Origin of the sequence: Rathayibacter festucae DSM 15932 (assembly GCF_004011135.1) — a bacterium.
In the GTDB taxonomy this organism is placed as follows: Bacteria; Actinomycetota; Actinomycetes; order Actinomycetales; family Microbacteriaceae; genus Rathayibacter; species Rathayibacter festucae.
Map to the genome: position 1 here is coordinate 1,299,096 of NZ_CP028137.1, position 16,600 is coordinate 1,315,695.

Below are 16,600 nucleotides of genomic sequence, written 5' to 3' on the forward strand. Positions count from 1 at the left end.
GTCAGAGCGCGGCAGACGGCGAGAGCCCGAGGTTGATCCGCGCCCGCACGGCGCTCGCCTCCATCCGGGCGACCTCGGCGCCGAGTGCGGATCGGCCGCTGTCCGTCAGCCGGAAGTAGCGGCGCACGCGGCCGGTGATCCGCTCGTCGCCGTCGGGGGCGATCAGGCCCGCCGACCCCAGCCGCTCGAGCGCCGCGTAGAGCGTGGTCACCCGCAGCCGCACGCGGCCCTCCGACTGCTCCTCGATCTCCTGCAGCAGCGCGTAGCCGTGGCGGCGCCCGAGAGCGAGCGCGGTCAGGATCCAGAAGGTCGTCTCTCGCATCTCCTCGGGCACGGGCGTCACCATACTCCAACGGCAGGAGTATCGGGCGGCCGTCACTCCCGCCGGTCGTCTCTCGCAGCCGGCGAGGCCGCGAGGAACGCGCCGCGCTCCTCGAGCAGCCGGCGCAGGTGGCGCGCGAGGACGAGCCGCTCGGCGACCCGGCCGAGGACGCCGAAGGGCGCGCGGAAGGTGAGCCGGTCGGTCATCACCGAGCCGCTGCCGTCCGGCTCGAAGAGGTGCTCGTGCCGGAAGGAGCGGAACGGGCCGCGGGTCTGCTCGTTCGTGAAGGAGTGCGGCGCGTCGAGGGCGGTGATCCGGCTGGTCAGCCGCAGGCGGAAGCCGAAGTGCCTGGCCCGCCAGGTCACCTCCTCGCCGAGGTCGATCCGGCCGCTGACCACCCCGGCGACCGCCCGCTCACCGGCCGCGGCCTGCGACTCCGTGTGCAGGTCGATGCTCCGCGCACGGTCGAACATGTCGTCGACGGAACGGTGGGAGCGGGTGACGACCTCGACCGACGCGACCATGACTCGATCATGGCGCAGTGCCGTCATGGCGCAGTGCCGTCACGGCGCAGTGCGGTCACGGTGCAGTGCGGTCACGGTGCAGTGCGGGATGTCCGGCGGCTCGGCATCGCCGCACTCGTTCGGCACCGGCTCCGGCTCCGAGGAGCACCCGGAGAGCAGCAGAGCGACCGCGGAGGCGACCGCCGGTGCGCCGCACGTCCCTCGTACGATCGAGCTCCGCCGGTCAGTGGAAGTTCAGCGTGGACGGCGACGGCGCCTTCCACGCCTCCGACCGGTAGGCGTGCGGATCGTGCGGCGCCCGCGGCGGCTCGCCGAAGGGGTCGACCGGCAGTTCGGCCGGAGTCCTCGAGACGGCGCTGCGCAGTGCTGCGGCGAGGGATCGGAGGCGATGGACCACGGCTTTCACGGCGTTCACGGCGTTCTCCCGTTCTCCGGTCAGGGATGACCGTCACGGTCGACGCTACCGGGACCCCGCGACATCGCGCTCGTCGACTTTCCGCGCCTCGGCGACCCCGACACCGACCGCCCGGCCGGCCGGGTCTGCTCCGAATCCGGGTCGGCTCCGGGCCGGGGTCAGCTCCGGGTCGGGTAGTCGCCCGCCTCGAGGTCCGCGAGCAGGCTCGGGTGGGTCGGCGCCCAGCCGTAGGTGCTGCGGGTCCAGGCGCTCGACGCGGGCTGGTCCATCGCGAAGATCTCGCCGAGGGGTCCGAACGTCTCCGCCGGCACCTGCTCGACCGGCAGGCCGAGGCGCCGCCCGATGACCGTGGCGATCGCGAGCATCGTGTCGCCCTCGTCGGCGACGGCGTTCACGGCCGTCCCCGCCTCGCCCCGCTCGATCATCAGGCGGAACAGCGACGCCGCGTCGCGACGGTGCACGGCCGGCCAGCGCTGGCCGCCGTCGCCGACGTAGGCGGAGACTCCGGAGCGCTGCGCGGCCTGGATGAGGAGGCCGGCGAAGCCGTAGGCGATGTCGCGCTCGTGCACCGACCGGGGGAGCCGGACGGCGGTCGTCCGGACGCCCTGCGTCGCCAGACCCAGGACCCGCGCGGCATTGACCCCGCGGCCGCCGACCGGGCCGGTGGTGGTCAGCGGATCGTGCTCGGTCGCGACGGCACCCGCGGAGAAGGTCGTGCCCGAGACGAGGGAGAACGGCTTGCCGGTGCCGACGAGTGCGGCGCCGATCGCGTCCATCGCCGCGCCCTCCTCCGCGATGCTGCGCTCGAGGTCGGAGAAGTCGTTGCTGAAGGCGAGGTGGATCGCGCCATCGGCGGCACGGGCGGTGTCCGCCAGCAGCTCGAGGTCGGCGAGCTCGCCGCGGAGGGGCTCGCCGCCGGCGTCGAGGACCCGGCGGACGGCCGACTCCGACCGGGCGAGACCGAGCACCTCGTGACCGTGGGCGACGAGATCCTCGGTGACGGCGAGGCCGATGGCGCCCGGGGCGCCGGTGAGGAGGATGCGCATGGGAGGACTCCTTCTGAGTGATGGGATCGATGTCCCATCACTGTACGCCCGCGATGGGACTCGTGTCGCGTCACGGTAGGATCTCCCCATGCCACGCTGGGAACCCGATGCCCGCGAGCGGTTCGTCTCCGCCGCTCTGCACCTGTTCACCGAGCAGGGCTACGACGAGACCACGGTGGCGCAGATCGCCGACCGGGCCGGGCTGACCCGGAGCACGTTCTTCCGGCACTTCCCCGACAAGCGCGACGTGCTCGCCGCCGGTCAGGAGACGCTCTCGGCGCTGCTCGCGCAGGGGGTGCGCGAGGCGCCGGCCGGGGCGACGCCGATGCAGGCGGTCGCCGCCGGGCTGGTGTCGGCCTCCGCCGCGATGACGCCCTTCAACCGCGAGCTCGGGCCGCGGCTCGAGGCGGTGATCACCACCAGCGCCGAGCTGCAGCAGCGGGCCCTGCTGAAGAAGGTCGGGATGGCGACGGCGATGGCGGATGCCCTTCGCGAGCGCGGCGTCGCCCCGGCGGTCGCCGATGCCGCCGCCGAGCTCGGGGTGCTCGCCTTCAAGGAGTCGTTCGCCGAGTGGTCCGAGGGCCGGGACGGCGAGCTGGCGGCTCTGGCCACCGCCGCGCTCGACCGCCTGCGGGAGGCGCTGACGCAGCTCGGCTGAGCCCGTGCCGTCAGCCGGTGCGCTCCCAGTGGTCCCGGCCGCTCCGGCGCCACTGCTGGCGGGGGCCGTCCGACTCCCGCGCGGTGTCCGTGAGCCACAGGGTGCTGTCCGGAGCCCAGCCTGCGATCACGGAGGCGAACCCGTCGTCGACCGGGATGAGCCGGGTTGCGCTCGAGAGGTAGCCGAGCACGGTGAGGTGCACGGCGTCCCAGTCGGCGGCGACGCGCTGCCAGTCCGGGAGCAGCCAGCGGCCCTCCCCGCCGGTCACCCGGTACCAGTCGTGCCGGCGGGAGGCGGTGACCTCGGCGGGGAAGGCGCGGCAGAGCGCGGCCCAGTCCTCGGCGCTGCCGATCTCGAGCGTGCGGCCGGCGCCGGTGACGGGGATCACGGTCGCGGTGTCGAGTCCGGCGGCGTCCTCGACCAGCTCCAGCAGATCCTCGATCCGGGACTGGGAGCGCAGCAGCCGGAGGGGGAGCGACCACCAGGAGCCGGAGAAGCTCGCGCGCGGGTCGGCCGGGCGATCGCGGGCGGACTGCTCCTCGTCGGCGCGGCGGGCGGCGGACCACTCGTCGAGGAGCGCGGCGGCGCCGGTGGGGAGCGGGCGGACGGTGTCGGGGCGCCAGTCGACGGCCCACTGCTCCTCGGTGGCGGGGCTCGTCCACGTCGCCGCGGCAGGGGAGGCGAGCACGCGTTCGGCGACCGGGAGTAGCGCGGCGCGGAGCTCCGGCAGCGCGGCGAGGACGTCCGTGGTGTCGGGTTCCTGCCAGGAGTACGCGGTGTCGACGCTCCTGCGGAACGCGGCGCGGACGGCGTCGTCCTCCGCCGGGGTCGGCGGGAGTGCCGCGATCATCGCGGCGAGGCTCTCGGGCGTGGGGACCGGCAGATCGCGAGCGTCCGCGCCGTCCTCGGAGGCGTAGAGCAGGACCGACTCCCCGCCGCCGCCCGCAGCGTGCGCGAGCAGGAACGCCGCAGTGTGCAGCGCGGGATCCGCCGCCGTCGCGTACTCCCAGCAGAGGCGGCGCCCCCGGGGCCCGCTGAGGAGGACGTCCGCTGCAGCACTCATGTGCCCACTATGCCCGGCGGCGCCGCCGAGGCGTCCCCGAATGGTCGAGGCGTCCCGGAGCAGGTGGACGTCTCGACGGTTCGAGGACGCCTCGACTGCCGCCGGTGCGGGCGTCAGGCGTCGGGGTTCATCCAGAAGGGGGAGTAGTGGTAGCCGTCGAGGTCGTCGAACTGGCGCTGGTACATGAAGGGGTATTCGTCGGTGTCGCCGATGCGGCCGCCCGCGGTGCCGGCGCGCTCGGTCAGCTCGTCGACGGCCTCGCGGCTGCCGAGGTCGAAGGAGACCGTCATCTTGGACGGGGTGTCCGGGCCGCCGATCAGCTCCTCGGTGCCGCCGACGCTCGCGTACATCTCGCGGCTGCTGAGCATCAGGTACTGATCCGGCGCGATCGCGAAGCAGGCGACGTTCTCGTTCGACATCGCCTCGTTGCGCGTCCAGCCGAGGGCCGTGTAGAAGGCGGTGGCGCGCTCGACGCTCGCGACGGGGCAGGAGAGGTAGAGGCTCATGCGGGCAACACTGCCCAGAAGTGCGCGGCGCGACAAGAGGCCGGGGAGCATCCGCGCCCGGAGCGACCGCCGGGCGTCTGCCAGAGTGCTGGCATGCCCTCTCCGCAGACCCTGACCGAGGAGGACCGCCGGCTCGTCGCCGCCTGGGCCGCCGACTGCGCCGAGAGGGTCCTGCCACTCTTCGAGGCGGAGGCCCCCGACGACGACCGGGCCCGGGACGGCATCGCCCGGGCACGTGCCTTCGCCCGCGGCGAGCTGAGCGCGGCCGGTGAGATCCGGCGCCGCTTCGAGGCGGGCCGGGCATCGCAGTCGGCGACGTCGCCCGCGGCGAAGGCGGCGGCCTGGTCGGCGGGGCAGGCCTCCGGAGTCGCGCACCTGGGCGCGCACGCGCTGGGGGCGGCGGCGTTCGCGGCGAAGGCGGCCGAGCTGGCCGACCCAGGGCACGGCGGCGCGGCCGAGATCGACCGGCAGCTGGCGGGGATGAGCGCCCCGGTGCGGACGGCCCTGGCGCGCCTGCCGCTGCTCGGCGAGGACCCGTCCGGTCCGCTCGGGCCGGGACTCCTGGCCTCCGGCGCGCTCGGCGCGGTCATCCGCACGCTGCAGGCGGCGCTCGCCGCGGGGGACGATCGGTAGAGAGGGAGTCGGCGGCGGTGTCTCTGCCCGGGCAGCCGCACCGGAGCCTCAGTCGCTCGGGAGCAGTCGACACCGACGCAGTCGGCACCGACAAGGGTGGATCTCGATACGCCCGCTTCGCGAGCTACTCGATCAGCAAGTGCATGCTGGTCGAGTAGCCCCGCAGGGGCGTATCGAGACCCGCCCACCGCAGCGACGTCGGGTCTGCAGGCTCTCGTGCCGGCACTGGCGGATCTCGATACGCCGCTGCGCGGGCTACTCGATCAGCATGAAGTCCCGCTCCGGTCGGAGGAGTCGCCGGAGGCGCCTCAGCGGCGGCGACTCCGCAGGACGGCCGAGAGGAGGACCAACGCGGCGGCGGCCAGCGCCCACGGACCGGTGAAGACGAGTGCGCGCTCGATCGGACGCCAGAACGGCGCGACGAGTCCGCCGAGGAGCAGGCCGGCCGCCCCGCCGACGAGGGCGTTCGCTACGACCTGCGCGGCCAGGCGCCCTCCGCTGCTGGTCCAGACGCGCTCGATCAGGCGGTCCAGCAGGTACGTCGCGGCGCCGACCGGCAGGCTCGCCACCGCCGCGCAGACGGCGAGCCCGCCGAGGGCGAGGAGGACGAAGCCCGGGTCGGCCGACAGGGGAGTGGGCGCCGTCCCGTTCGCGCTGTCGACGAGCGCCCCGATTGCGAGCGGCACGAGCGCCAGCATCGCGCCCAGCACGGCGCGGACGGCGTGCTCGCGCCCGCGGGCTCCGGGCGCGCGGCCGGCCGAGCCTCCGGGTCGTGCGCCGCTCACGAGCACCTCCGTGTCGCCGGCACCGAGGAGACCGCCGGGGCGAGGGCGGCGAGGATCTCGCGACCACCGGACAGGCCGGCGCCGAGCACGACCTCGACGACGGGGTCCCGGCCGTAGGTCGTCGCCGTGACGACGGCCTCGTCGCTGTCGTCGATCGTCCAGTCGACGTCGCGCTCGGTGATGCACTCGGCGGAGGGACCGGGGTCGGCCACCCCGCAGCGCAGGAGCACCTGCGCCGGGTCACCCCACGCCCCGGTGCCCTGGGCGTCCGTCTCCCGCTGCGCGAGATCGACGACGTCGGAGGGGAGGCGCACCACGATCTCGGCGCAGTCGACGGCGGCCGCGGCAGGGGCGGCCGCCATCGGCACGGCGCCGCTGCACCCGGCGACCGAGAGCGCGATCAGCACGGCTATCGGCAGCACGCGGCCTAGGCGAACGGCGGAGGAGGGCACCCGCCGATCCTGTCAGTCCTCCGCGGTCCGCCGCCGCACGCCGCCGTCGAGCACGCGGTCGAGCCAGTCGCGCAGCAGCTCCCGCTCGGCGGGCCGGAGATCCGCGAGCCGCGGCGCGAGGGCGCGGACGGCGACGACGGCGGCGAGTGGCCCGTCGTCCGCGGCGGGCGCCTGCTCGGTGAGGATCCCGGCGAGCACCGCCTGGAACGCGGCGTCGGCGAGACCCGCGTCGCGCTCGGCCGCGGGGGAGGAGAGCAGGGTCGTCACGACGCCGGTCCCCGCCGTCTGGATCAGCCCGACGGCGCGCTCCTCGGGGACGCGGAGGCGACCGGCGGCCGCGACCCGGCGGACCCGCGCCGCGAGAACCCGCCTCCCCGACTTCGCCGCCGGCGAGGCCGCCGCGCGGGAAGGGTCGCTGAGCAGGCGGAAGAGTGAGGGATTCGCGAGGCCGAACTCGATCTGCGCCGTCCAGCCGGCGCGGAGATCCTCGATCGGGTCGACGTCGCCGGCCGCGGCCTCCTCGACGACGGCCGACTTCTCGGCGACCCAGCTGCTCAGCACGTGCTCGGCGACCGCCTCGAGCAGGCCGTCCTTGTCGCCGAAGAGGCGGTAGATCGCCGGAGCCTGCAGGCCGGCCGCCTCCGCGACGCCGCGGGTGGTGACGGCCGATGGGCCGGCCTCGCGCAGGAGGCGGGCCGCGGCGTCGACGATGCGGGCTCGGGTGTCCGTGGGGGGCGCGGTCATGGATCGACGATATCGCACTCTTGCTATCGCTGGTATTCCAGGGTTATCGTTCGAGCAGTATCACCGATATCCCGGTGGTCCCCCATCGAAAGGCCCTCCATGATCATCGTCACCGGCGCCACCGGAGCGCTCAATGGCGCCACCGTCGACCATCTCCTCGACTCCCTGCCCGCCGCCGAGATCGTCGTCGTCGCGCGCGACACCGCGAAGGCCGCGCGCTTCGCCGACCGGGGCGTCGTGGTGCGGAGCGGCGACTACGCCGATCCCGCGTCCCTGCCCGGCGCTTTCGCGGGCGCCGACCAGCTGCTGCTCGTCTCCTCGAACGACCCGGGAGCCGACGCGCCGGCTCTGCACCGCGCCGCGGTCGAGGCCGCTGTCCAGGCCGGGGTCGGCCGCATCCTCTACACGAGTCACCAGGGCGCCTCGCCCGACACCCCGTTCGGCCCCGGCCGCGATCACGCCGCGACCGAGCAGCTGCTGGCGGAGTCGGGGCTTGCCTGGACCTCGCTGCGGAACGGCTTCTACGCGCACAGCCTCGCGTTCTTCCTCGGCGACTGGCGCTCGACCGGCGTCATCGAGGTGCCGTCCGACGGCCCCGTCTCGTGGACGGCCCGGGAGGACGCGGCGGAGGCCGCCGCTCTCCTCCTGCGCGCGGACGAGGCGCACGACGGACCGGTCACCCTCACCGCCCTCGAGGCGCCGACCTTCGCGGAGGTCGCGGAGCTCGCCGCGGACGTCGCGGGACGGCCGATCGAGTTCCGGATCCTCGGCGACGACGAGTGGCTCGCGCGCCGCGTCGCCGCCGGGCAGCCGGAGCCGCAGGCGCGGTTCCTGCTCGGGATGCATCAGGCGGCGGCGGCCGGCTTCTTCGCGGGGACGGACCCGACGCTCGCGAGCCTGCTGGGACGCGAGCCGCGCACGGTCCGGGAGCTGCTCGCCGCGGGCGACGGGCGCTGACCGGCCTGCGGACGTCCGGCTCGTCGGAACCGCCACGGCTCGCGGAAGCCCCGTGCTCCGACGAGCCGGAGCAGGTTCTGCGAGCCCGAGCTCGGCGGTCACTGCTCCTCGGCGCGCGAGATCCGCGCCGGTGCAGGGCGGGGAGGAGGCCGGCGCCTCCCGGGCCGTGCACCGCTCGTTCTCCCGCCGTTGGCCGGGCAGCGCTAGCGTGCCGCCCATGGCGGAGCGAGAGACGGTGCGCTTGTCCGCGGCTAATGCGCGGAGCGGACAGGGATCGCCGCGCGGGGCGCTGCTCGCCGCCGCGCTCCTGCTCGGGGCGGCGCTGCTGCAGCTGCAGGCCTCGCTGCAGCGCTGGGTCACCGCGAGCGAGGGCTGGAGGCGGACGGACCGGTCGGTCGAGGACCATCTCTTCGACTACACGATCCCCGCGGATCCGTGGGAGCCCCTCGGCACGGCGGCGCAGATGCACGGCGCGGGTCTACTGCTGATCGCGATAGCCCTGCCGGTGTCGGCGCGGGCGATCGGCGGGGGCGCGCTCCTCCGCCTGACGGCGCTCGTGGTCGCCGGCGTCCTCGGGCTGAACGGGCTGCACGGAGTGCTGTCGGGGCTGATCGGCGCCCCCACTCCGCTGCAGCTCCCCTTCCTGCAGATGATGCTCGGGCTGGTGCCGGTCGTCGGCCTCGGTGCCCTCGCCGCGAAGGCGCACCGGAGGTCGGTGTCGGCGGCGCTGGCGTACGCCTGCCTGCTCGGCAGCACCCTCCCGGGACTGCTGATCGCGACCTTCGTCGTCGCGCCCGCGATCACCGGCTACCAGTCCTTCGACACGACCCCGTGGACGGAGACCGTCGTCGCCGTGACCGTCGCCGCGGCGGGCTGCGCGATGCTCAGCGCCGCCGCCGTCCTGGCGCTGCGCGGTCGCGCGCGGCGGCGAGGCACCTGACTCCAAGTCACCCTCCGTCCGAACGGCGAGGCGTCCCGGTGCGGTCGAGGCGTCCACTCGGAGCAGGACGCCTCGACGGCGGCGGGACGTCTCGCCGGCAGAGCGCCTGCCGCGTCAGCGGGGCGGCCGGTGCTCGCGCGGGCTGGCGCCGTGGTGGCGGCGGTAGGCGGCGGCGAAGGCGGCGGGCGTGGCGTAGCCGCAGGCCGCGGCGACCACCGCCACGGGGGTGTCGGAGCGGCGCAGCAGGTCTCGGCCGTGCTCCATCCGCAGGGCGGTGAGATACCGCATCGGCGTCGAGCCGGTCGAGGCGGTGAAGCGGCGCAGGAAGTGGAAGGGGCTGAGGTGCACCAGCGCGGCGAGCTCGTCGAGGGTCACCGGGTCGGCGAGCCGGGCCGCGAGGTGGTCGGTCACCACGGCGAGCTGCGTGCGGGAGAGCCCGGCGGTGCCCGACTGAGGCTCCGGCAGGGAGAGCAGGTGCGCGACGAGCGCCGTGCCCACCGCGTCGGCGAGCACGGGCGGCGCTCCGGCCCGCGCGGCGTGGGCGAGCTCGAGCATCGCGGAGCGGACGAAGTCGTCGCCGACCGCGAGGAAGTCGAGCCTTTCGGCGGACGCTCCGGGGACGCCCTCCAGCACCCCGGCGACCAGCGGCGCGGCGACGGTGACGTGCAGCGAGCGGAACGTCTCGGAGCTCGTGCTGCGCCATGCCGCACGGATCTCTCGCCCCGGCGCCGTCGCGGCCGAGCGTCCCGGCGCCGCGTGCCCGTGCGCCCAGCGGCCGTGCGGTCGGGCGCTCTCGATCAGGTAGGAGCCGGCGGTCACCAGGATCAGCTGCAGCGCGTCGGTCGCCGGCGCGGTCACCTCGTGGTCGTGCGGATCGACCACCTCGCGCACCGCGACGCCGGTCCAGCCCGGGACCGGGCCGAGCGGACCCTCCGCCTCGTCGCTCACTGCGGCGTGCCGAAAGCCCGCACCGAGACGTCGTCCCACTCGCGCCAGGTGCGCAGGCGCTCGGCGTAGAGCTCCTCGATCGCGGGCAGGACCGTCCCCAGGATGAGCCGGGCCGGCGGGTCCTCCGCGTCGACGAGCCGGAGGATCGCGGCACTCGTCGCCGCGGGATCGCCGACGGAGAAGTCCGGCCCCTCCGCGTGCACCGCCGCGTACTCGGGCAGTTCGGCGCTCCGGCGCGAGCCGCGGGCGAGCCAGTCGGTGGCGTAGGGGCCGGGCTCGACGCAGGTGATCCGGACGCCGAAGCCCGCCACCTCCTGCCGCAGCGACTCGCTCAGCCCCTCGAGCGCCCACTTCGACGCGTGGTACGCGCCGATGCCGGGGAAAGCGCGCACGCCGCCCTCGCTGGTGACCTGCAGGAGCCGGCCCCGAGAGCGGCGCAGCGCCGGGAGCGCGGCCTGGGTCACCCAGAGCGCGCCGAAGAAGTTGGTCTCCAGCTGCTCGCGGATCTCGCGCTCGGCCAGCTCCTCGACCATGCCGAAGTGGCCGTAGCCGGCGTTGTTCACCACGATGTCGAGGCCGCCGAAGTGCCGCTCCGCGCGGTCGACCGCGGAGAGCACCCCGTCGCGGTCGGTCACGTCCAGCGCGAGCGGGAGCAGGCGGTCGGGGAAGCGCTCGGCGAGGTCGTCGAGGCTGCGGGGGTCGCGGGCGGTGGCCGCGACGCGGTCGCCGCGCTCGAGCGCCGCCTCGGCCCAGAGCCGGCCGAAGCCGCTGGACGTGCCGGTCAGGAACCAGGTTCTCGGAGTCGTCATGCCGCCACTCTCCCCGGCTCGCGCCCGTTCCGGAAGCGAATGATCGGCACCGCGGCCATTCCGCGCCGGACTGCCGGCCGCATACTGGAGCGGTGACCCTCGACGTGCCCCCGCAACTGCTCCGCGCGCTGGGAGCCGTGCTGCGCACCGGCTCCTTCACCGGCGCCTCCGAGCAGACCGGCTTCACCCAGTCCGCCGTCTCGAAGCAGATCGCCGCGCTCGAGGAGGCGGTCGGCGCGCCGCTCTTCCAGCGCGGGCCGCGCGGCGTCGTCCCCACTCCGGCGGCCCTCGGCCTCGCCCGGCACGCATCGGCGATCCTGGACCACCTCGACACCGCGGCCCGCGAGATCGCCGACCTCGACCGCCCACTGCTCGGCCGGGTGAGCCTCGGCGCCTTCGCGACCGCCGCGATGCACCTCGCGCCCGAGACGATCGCCCGGGTGACCCGCGCGCACCCGGCGGTCGACGTCGTCCTGGTCGAGTCCTCGACGCCCGTGCAGCTGCGGCGGCTGCGCACGGGGCGCCTCGACCTCGCGGTGGTCGCGGTCGGCGCCGAGCCCGACGGCGCCGAGCCCGACGGCTACGGCCTCGAGGGCATCGACACGGAAGTGCTGCCGGCCGCGTCGCTGCACGTCGCCGTCGGCGAGCGGCACCCGTGGGCGCACGCGCGGGAGCTGAGCGTCGACGATCTCGCGGGCGCGGACTGGGTGGTCGGCCGCGGCGCGCGGGGCGAGCCGCAGTTCGGCGCGTGGCCGGCGCTCGCGCAGCCGCGGGTGGTCGCCGAGATCGACAGCTGGAGCAGCCGCCTCGCCTTAGTCGCCGCAGGCCTGGGCGTCACGACCGTTCCCGCGCTCGCGATCGCCGGCCTGCCGCGCGGCGTCGTCGCCGTGCCGGTGGCGGGCCCGCGCTGGGCGGGACGCTCGCTGCGGGTCGCCTGGTGCGGCGAGCTCGACCCCGCCGCCCGCCTCGTCCGCTCGGCCCTGCACGCCGTCGCCGCCGACATCGCGGCCACTCACTCCGCCCCCCGCGAGATGCCACTTGTGAGCGCGACACGCCGGTAGAAGCGTGCACAAGTGGCATCTCGCGGAGGGGGACGGGCGTCAGGGGCGGAGGAGGGTCCAGGCGTAGGGGGCGAGGTGCACGGTGTCGACGGGATGGCCGGTGACGAGGTCGGTGCCGGAGACGGCGACGTCGACGGGGTCCTGGCCGTGGTTGATCACCGTGAGGACGTCGCCGCGGCGGGCCGCCTCGACCCAGGGGCTCCCGGTGCGCAGCACGGGGGAGATGCCGGACTGCTCGGCCAGCCAGGCGGTCAGCGCGAGCATGCCCGCGTCGTCCGGGATCGTCGCGAGGTAGTGGGCGGTGCCTGTGCCGGTGCGTCGCGCGGTCAGCGCCGGGGTGCCCGCCGCGGGTCCGGAGGAGTAGCGGCCGAGGACCTCGACCGGCCGCTCGTCGGACGGGTCGACGAGCACGCCGAGCTCCTCCGCCAGCAGCTCGCCGCGCAGGACGCCGCAGGGAGCGCCGGCGACCTCCGCGCCGGCCGCCCCGATCCCGGCGAACTCGAGGACCGACACACCGAGCACCTCGCGGAGCCCGACCTGGAAGCCGCCCTCGCGGAAGGCGTCGTCCTCGTCGACCACGTCGCTGAACGCGGTGACCAGCAGCCGGCCGCCCCGCTCGACGAACGCCGTCAGGTTCTCCGCGGCCGCGTCGGTGAGCAGATAGGAGTGGGCGAGCATCACGAGGTCGTACGCGGCCAGGTCCGCCGTCGGCAGCACCAGGTCGACCGCGAGGTTCTGCCGGTGCAGCGCGGAGTACCAGCGCTGGACGAGCTCCAGGAGGTCGAGCACGACCGGGTGGTCCGGGTTGCCGATCGCCCACCAGTTCTCCCAGTCGAGGACGAGCGCGATGCGGGCACCGGAGCCGGTCGGCCCGCCGGCCGATCCACCGGCCGATCCGCCGGCTGTTCCGTCGGTCGAGGACTCCACCGACAGCTCCGGCAGCTCGCCGAGCACCCGGCCGAGCTCGACGACCTCGCGCCAGGTGCGCGTCCCGACGCCCGCCTGCGGCAGCATCGCCGAGTGGAACTTCTCGCTGCCCCGCCGCGACTGCCGCCACTGGAAGAAGAGCACGCCGTCCGCGCCGCGCCCGACGGCCTGCATCGACAGCGCGGCCATCTGCCCGGGCGCCTTGACGGCGTTGGAGGGCCGCCAGCTGACGGCACCGGTCGCCTGCTCCATCAGCAGCCACGGCACTCCCGGCTTGAGCGAGCGCATCAGGTCGCGGGTGAACGCGGCGGTGCGGAACGACTCCGGATCGGCGGGATCGAAATAGTTGTCGTCGCTGACGACGTCGACCTCGGCCGCCCACTTCCAGTAGTCGAGCGGCGGGAAGGCGCCCATGAAGTTGGTCGTGATCGGCTGCGTGGCTCCGGAGGCCCGGATGATGTCGCGCTCCATCGTGTAGAGCTCGAGCAGCGCGTCCGAGGTGAAGCGGCGGAAGTCGAGCAGCCCAGCGGGATTGTGGCTGTAGGGCGCCTTCCGCGGCGGCACGATCTCGGCGAAGGACGCGTAGCGCTGCGACCAGAAGAAGGTGCCCCAGCGCCGGTTGAGCTCGTCGATCGAGCCGTACTTGCGCTCCAGCCAGACCCGGAACGCGGCGGCCGCGTCGTCGGAGTAGTCGTGGTGCAGGTGGCAGGCGTACTCGTTGTTCACGTGCCACAGCACCACCGCGGGATGGTCGTGGTACCGCTCAGCGATCGCCGTCACCAGCCGGGCCGCGAGCCGGCGGTAGTCCGGGGAGGTGGGGCGGTAGGCCTGGCGGCTGCCCGGCCAGTAGGTCGCGCCGTTCTCGTCCTGCGGCAGGATGCCCGGGTAGCTGCTCGTGGCCCACGGCGGCGGCGAGGCGGTCGCGGTCGCCAGATCGACGGCGATGCCGTGCTCGTGCAGCAGGTCGAGGATCCGGTCGAGCCAGCCGAAGTCGAAGGTGTCCTCGTCCGGCTGGATCCGTGCCCAGGCGAAGATGCCGAGGCTGACGGTCGTGACGCCGGCCTCGCGCATCCGCCGCGCGTCCTCCGGCCAGACGCTCTCGTCCCACTGCTCCGGGTTGTAGTCGCCGCCGTAGTGGATCATCCGAGCCGTGGGCCTTCCGTGGTCATGGTCGTCGAGTGGTGATGGGGGTGGGAGGGGTCGTGCTCAGCGCGCCGCGGGCGCCGTCCGCGACAGCCGCACCGCGAGCGCGGCGAACACCGTGCAGCCGAGCGCCGGCACCACCAAGGGTGCCAGCTGCCAGGTGACCACCGCGGCGAGCACCAGGGCCACCAGCAGCGCCCCGGAGCCGCGCAGGTCGCGGACCGCCAGCGTCGCGGCCTCGCCCAGCAGCGGGACCCAGCGCGAGTCGGGCAGCCAGAGCGCCGACGCCGTCAGCACGACGACGAGCGCGGCCGCGAGGAGCGCCGCGCAGACCACCGCGACCGCAGTCGCTCCGGGCAGGGCGCCGGTCGAGGCGACCAGCAGGTCGAGGCCGAGCACCGCGGACAGCGCCAGCAGCGCGAGACCGACCGGCAGCGAGCGCAGGACCCCGGTGCGCGCCTCCGCCAGCGCCGTGCGCAGCGAGGACGGCTCGTCGAGGACGAAGCGGCGCAGGTGCCGCGCCCCCACCGCGAGGGCGAGCGGCAGCGTCACGAGCGGCAGGGCGAGGATCGTGACGAGGAGCCCCGTGAAGAGGACCTCGGCGAACAGCGCGAAGCGGTTCGCCGCCCCCGGCCAGCGCAGCGCCGTGCCGTCGGCGGCGGCCGCACGGGCCTCGCGCTGCGCCCGTGACGCGCGGCTCATCCCTTGAGGCCCTGGGTGGCGACGCCGTCGACCAGGAAGCGCTGGAAGACGATGAAGAAGATCAGCACCGGCAGCAGCGCGAGCACCGAGACCGCGATCGTCGCGCCGTAGTCCGACGCCGAGGTCTGGTCGTTGTAGACGCGGAGCGCGAGCGGCAGCGGCTGCTGATCGGGCGTGTTCAGGTAGAGCAGCGGGCCGAGGAAGTCGTTCCAGCTCCAGATGAAGGCGAAGATCGACGAGGTGATCAGCGCCGGGCGGATCAGCGGGATCGTGATCGAGCCGAAGATCCGCAGGTGGCCGGCGCCGTCGATCCGCGCCGCCTCGTCGAGCTCGCGCGGCAGGTTGCGGATGAACTGCACCATCAGGAAGACGAAGAACGCCTCGGTCGCGAGGAACTTGCCGATCAGCAGCGGCCAGTAGGTGTCCATCATCCCGAGGGTGCGGAAGATCGTGTACTGCGGGATGAGCAGGACGTGCATCGGCAGCAGCAGCGTGCCGATCATCAGCGCGAAGTAGAGCGGGCGGCCGCGGAAGTCGAGCCGGGCGAAGGCGTAGGCCGCCATCGAGGAGGAGATCACCACTCCGATGACCGAGCCGACCGCGAGGATCGTCGAGTTGAGGAAGAACCGCCAGAGCGGGACCCCGCCGACACCGGCGAGCACCTTGACGAAGTTGTCGAGCGTCGGGTTCTGCGGCAGCAGCGAGGTCTGCCCGCCGAACTCGCTGTTCGGCTTGAACGCCGCGGCGCCCATCCAGACCAGCGGGTAGAGCACGATCGCGGTGAGCACGATCATCGCCGCGATCCAGACCAGTGTCGCGGTCTTCGGGCGCTTGCGGCGCGGGCGGCGGCGGGGTGCGGGCTCGGTCAGCACCTGCGTGTCGGCCGAGGGGAGCGTGGTGTCGAAGGTCGTCATCGTGTGTCTCCCGAGTAGTGCACCCAGCTCTTCTGGGTCTTGAAGAGGACGAAGGCGAGGACGCCGACGAAGAGGAGGAGGACCCAGGCCATCGCCGAGGCGTAGCCCATCTGGTTGTTCGTGAAGGCGCGGGTGTAGAGGTACACCGTGTAGAAGTTCGTGGCGCCGGCCGGTCCGCCGGTGCCGTTGCCGATGATGTACGCCGAGGCGAAGACCTGGAAGGCGTTGATCATCTCGAGCAGCAGGTTGAAGAAGATCACCGGCGAGAGCATCGGCAGCGTGACGCTGCGGAACTTCCGCCAGGGGCCCGCTCCGTCGACCATCGCGGCCTCGTAGAGCTCGGCCGGGACCTGCTTGAGGCCGGCCAGGAAGATCACCATCGGGGCGCCGAACTGCCAGACGGCCAGGATGATCATCATCGGCAGGATCAGGGCGGGCACGCCCACCCAGCCGCCGATCTGGATGCCGAAGATCTGCAGTCCCGAGTCGACGGGACCGTCGGTCGAGAACATCGCCCGCCAGACGATCGCGATGCTGACGCTCGCGCCGATCAGCGACGGCGCGTAGAAGGCGGAGCGGAAGAAGCCGGTGCCCTTCGCGCTGTAGTTGAGGAGCATCGCCACGACGAGCGCGGCGGCCAGCTTCACCGGCGTGCCGATGAAGACGTAGGCGAGGGTGAGCTGCACCGACTGGAGGAACTTCGGGTCGCCGAACAGGCGCTCGAAGTTCCCGGTGCCGATCCACTCCGGCGCCCGGAAGAGGTTGTAGTCGGTGAAGGAGAAGTAGAGGGACATCAGCATCGGGCCGAGCGTGAGCCCGACGAAGCCGATCAGCCACGGCGAGAGGAACACGTAGCCGGCCAGGGTGTCCCGCTTGGGGCGTCGCCGCGCCTGAGGGCCGACCGGACGAGGGGTGCTCGTCCGGTCGGCGATCGGCGCGACGCGACCGTCCGCGGCGGTGCCGCTGGGGGTCGACGTCGTCGTCATGTGATGCCTTTCCTGGCCTGGATGAAGGGGATCAGTGCGGATCAGTGGGGAGCGGTGCAGGGCGG

The 16,600-nt window shown here is 74.1% G+C and carries 20 protein-coding genes; 5 read left to right on the forward strand and 15 right to left on the reverse strand.

The window, feature by feature from the left end; genetic code table 11:
• Position 1: 1 nt before the first annotated feature.
• From C1I64_RS06135 to C1I64_RS06150, 4 genes are all read right to left on the reverse strand, one after another.
• Entirely contained in the window at positions 2-334 is a 333-nt protein-coding gene (locus C1I64_RS06135) for a PadR family transcriptional regulator (RefSeq protein ID WP_243732819.1), read from the reverse strand.
• A 41-nt stretch (positions 335-375) separates the two neighbouring features.
• On the reverse strand, positions 376-846 hold the full coding sequence (locus tag C1I64_RS06140; RefSeq protein ID WP_127886565.1) for an SRPBCC family protein: 471 nt from the start codon (positions 844-846) through the stop codon (positions 376-378).
• A 223-nt stretch (positions 847-1,069) separates the two neighbouring features.
• The gene (locus C1I64_RS06145) at positions 1,070-1,261 is read right to left on the reverse strand and encodes a hypothetical protein (RefSeq protein ID WP_127886566.1); all 192 of its coding nucleotides are present in this window, start codon (positions 1,259-1,261) and stop codon (positions 1,070-1,072) included.
• A gap of 158 nt (positions 1,262-1,419) precedes the next feature.
• Positions 1,420-2,307, reverse strand: a complete 888-nt coding sequence (locus tag C1I64_RS06150) for an NAD-dependent epimerase/dehydratase family protein (protein WP_127886567.1) — start codon at positions 2,305-2,307, stop codon at positions 1,420-1,422.
• Between the two features lie 88 nt (positions 2,308-2,395).
• Between C1I64_RS06150 and C1I64_RS06155 the strand changes: the two genes are divergently transcribed.
• A complete protein-coding gene (locus C1I64_RS06155) occupies positions 2,396-2,965 on the forward strand; it encodes a TetR/AcrR family transcriptional regulator (protein ID WP_127886568.1) in 570 nt (189 codons plus the stop codon).
• Positions 2,966-2,975: 10 nt separating this feature from the next.
• Here the strand turns inward: C1I64_RS06155 and C1I64_RS06160 are convergent, their stop codons facing one another.
• Together C1I64_RS06160 and C1I64_RS06165 are read right to left on the reverse strand one after the other, a co-directional pair.
• Entirely contained in the window at positions 2,976-4,028 is a 1,053-nt protein-coding gene (locus C1I64_RS06160; RefSeq protein WP_127886569.1) for a hypothetical protein, read from the reverse strand.
• Between the two features lie 113 nt (positions 4,029-4,141).
• Positions 4,142-4,534 (reverse strand): VOC family protein, encoded by a 393-nt coding sequence (locus C1I64_RS06165; protein WP_127886570.1) that lies wholly within the window; start codon positions 4,532-4,534, stop codon positions 4,142-4,144.
• Between the two features lie 93 nt (positions 4,535-4,627).
• Between C1I64_RS06165 and C1I64_RS06170 the strand changes: the two genes are divergently transcribed.
• Positions 4,628-5,167 (forward strand): putative immunity protein, encoded by a 540-nt coding sequence (locus C1I64_RS06170; protein WP_127886571.1) that lies wholly within the window; start codon positions 4,628-4,630, stop codon positions 5,165-5,167.
• Positions 5,168-5,475: 308 nt separating this feature from the next.
• Here C1I64_RS06170 and C1I64_RS06175 read toward each other — a convergent pair whose 3' ends face one another.
• From C1I64_RS06175 to C1I64_RS06185, 3 genes are read right to left on the reverse strand one after another with little or no spacing between them, the layout of a single operon-like run.
• The gene (locus tag C1I64_RS06175) at positions 5,476-5,952 is read right to left on the reverse strand and encodes a hypothetical protein (RefSeq protein WP_127886572.1); all 477 of its coding nucleotides are present in this window, start codon (positions 5,950-5,952) and stop codon (positions 5,476-5,478) included.
• Positions 5,949-6,374: a DUF3515 family protein gene (locus C1I64_RS06180; RefSeq protein ID WP_244209410.1), complete on the reverse strand. Its 426-nt coding sequence runs from the start codon at positions 6,372-6,374 to the stop codon at positions 5,949-5,951. The genes C1I64_RS06175 and C1I64_RS06180 overlap by 4 nt, the downstream gene beginning before the upstream one ends.
• A 42-nt stretch (positions 6,375-6,416) precedes the next feature.
• Complete coding sequence (locus tag C1I64_RS06185) at positions 6,417-7,148, reverse strand: TetR/AcrR family transcriptional regulator (protein ID WP_127886573.1); 732 nt, start codon at positions 7,146-7,148, stop codon at positions 6,417-6,419.
• Positions 7,149-7,247: 99 nt separating this feature from the next.
• On the opposite strand from C1I64_RS06185, the gene C1I64_RS06190 reads away from it, so the two are divergent.
• Both C1I64_RS06190 and C1I64_RS06195 read left to right on the forward strand, forming a co-directional pair.
• Positions 7,248-8,105: an NAD(P)H-binding protein gene (locus C1I64_RS06190; RefSeq protein ID WP_127886574.1), complete on the forward strand. Its 858-nt coding sequence runs from the start codon at positions 7,248-7,250 to the stop codon at positions 8,103-8,105.
• Between the two features lie 217 nt (positions 8,106-8,322).
• Positions 8,323-9,045, forward strand: a complete 723-nt coding sequence (locus C1I64_RS06195) for a hypothetical protein (protein WP_127886575.1) — start codon at positions 8,323-8,325, stop codon at positions 9,043-9,045.
• Between the two features lie 114 nt (positions 9,046-9,159).
• Here the strand turns inward: C1I64_RS06195 and C1I64_RS06200 are convergent, their stop codons facing one another.
• Both C1I64_RS06200 and C1I64_RS06205 read right to left on the reverse strand, forming a co-directional pair.
• Positions 9,160-9,993, reverse strand: a complete 834-nt coding sequence (locus C1I64_RS06200; RefSeq protein ID WP_127886576.1) for an AraC family transcriptional regulator — start codon at positions 9,991-9,993, stop codon at positions 9,160-9,162.
• Positions 9,990-10,802, reverse strand: coding sequence for an SDR family NAD(P)-dependent oxidoreductase (locus tag C1I64_RS06205; RefSeq protein ID WP_127886577.1), 813 nt, complete (start codon positions 10,800-10,802; stop codon positions 9,990-9,992). Before C1I64_RS06205 ends, C1I64_RS06200 begins: the two co-directional genes overlap by 4 nt.
• 92 nt (positions 10,803-10,894) lie before the next feature.
• Between C1I64_RS06205 and C1I64_RS06210 the strand changes: the two genes are divergently transcribed.
• Positions 10,895-11,863 (forward strand): LysR family transcriptional regulator, encoded by a 969-nt coding sequence (locus C1I64_RS06210; RefSeq protein ID WP_127886578.1) that lies wholly within the window; start codon positions 10,895-10,897, stop codon positions 11,861-11,863.
• Between the two features lie 39 nt (positions 11,864-11,902).
• Here the strand turns inward: C1I64_RS06210 and C1I64_RS06215 are convergent, their stop codons facing one another.
• From C1I64_RS06215 to C1I64_RS06230, 4 genes are all read right to left on the reverse strand, one after another.
• Positions 11,903-13,933 carry a beta-galactosidase gene (locus C1I64_RS06215; protein WP_127886579.1) on the reverse strand — a complete coding sequence of 677 codons (2,031 nt, stop codon included), beginning with the start codon at positions 13,931-13,933 and terminating at the stop codon, positions 11,903-11,905.
• 63 nt (positions 13,934-13,996) lie between these two features.
• Positions 13,997-14,635 (reverse strand): hypothetical protein, encoded by a 639-nt coding sequence (locus tag C1I64_RS06220; RefSeq protein ID WP_127886580.1) that lies wholly within the window; start codon positions 14,633-14,635, stop codon positions 13,997-13,999.
• Positions 14,632-15,549, reverse strand: coding sequence for a carbohydrate ABC transporter permease (locus C1I64_RS06225; RefSeq protein WP_123703773.1), 918 nt, complete (start codon positions 15,547-15,549; stop codon positions 14,632-14,634). Before C1I64_RS06225 ends, C1I64_RS06220 begins: the two co-directional genes overlap by 4 nt.
• Entirely contained in the window at positions 15,546-16,535 is a 990-nt protein-coding gene (locus C1I64_RS06230) for a carbohydrate ABC transporter permease (RefSeq protein ID WP_123703775.1), read from the reverse strand. The genes C1I64_RS06225 and C1I64_RS06230 overlap by 4 nt, the downstream gene beginning before the upstream one ends.
• Positions 16,536-16,600: the final 65 nt, after the last annotated feature.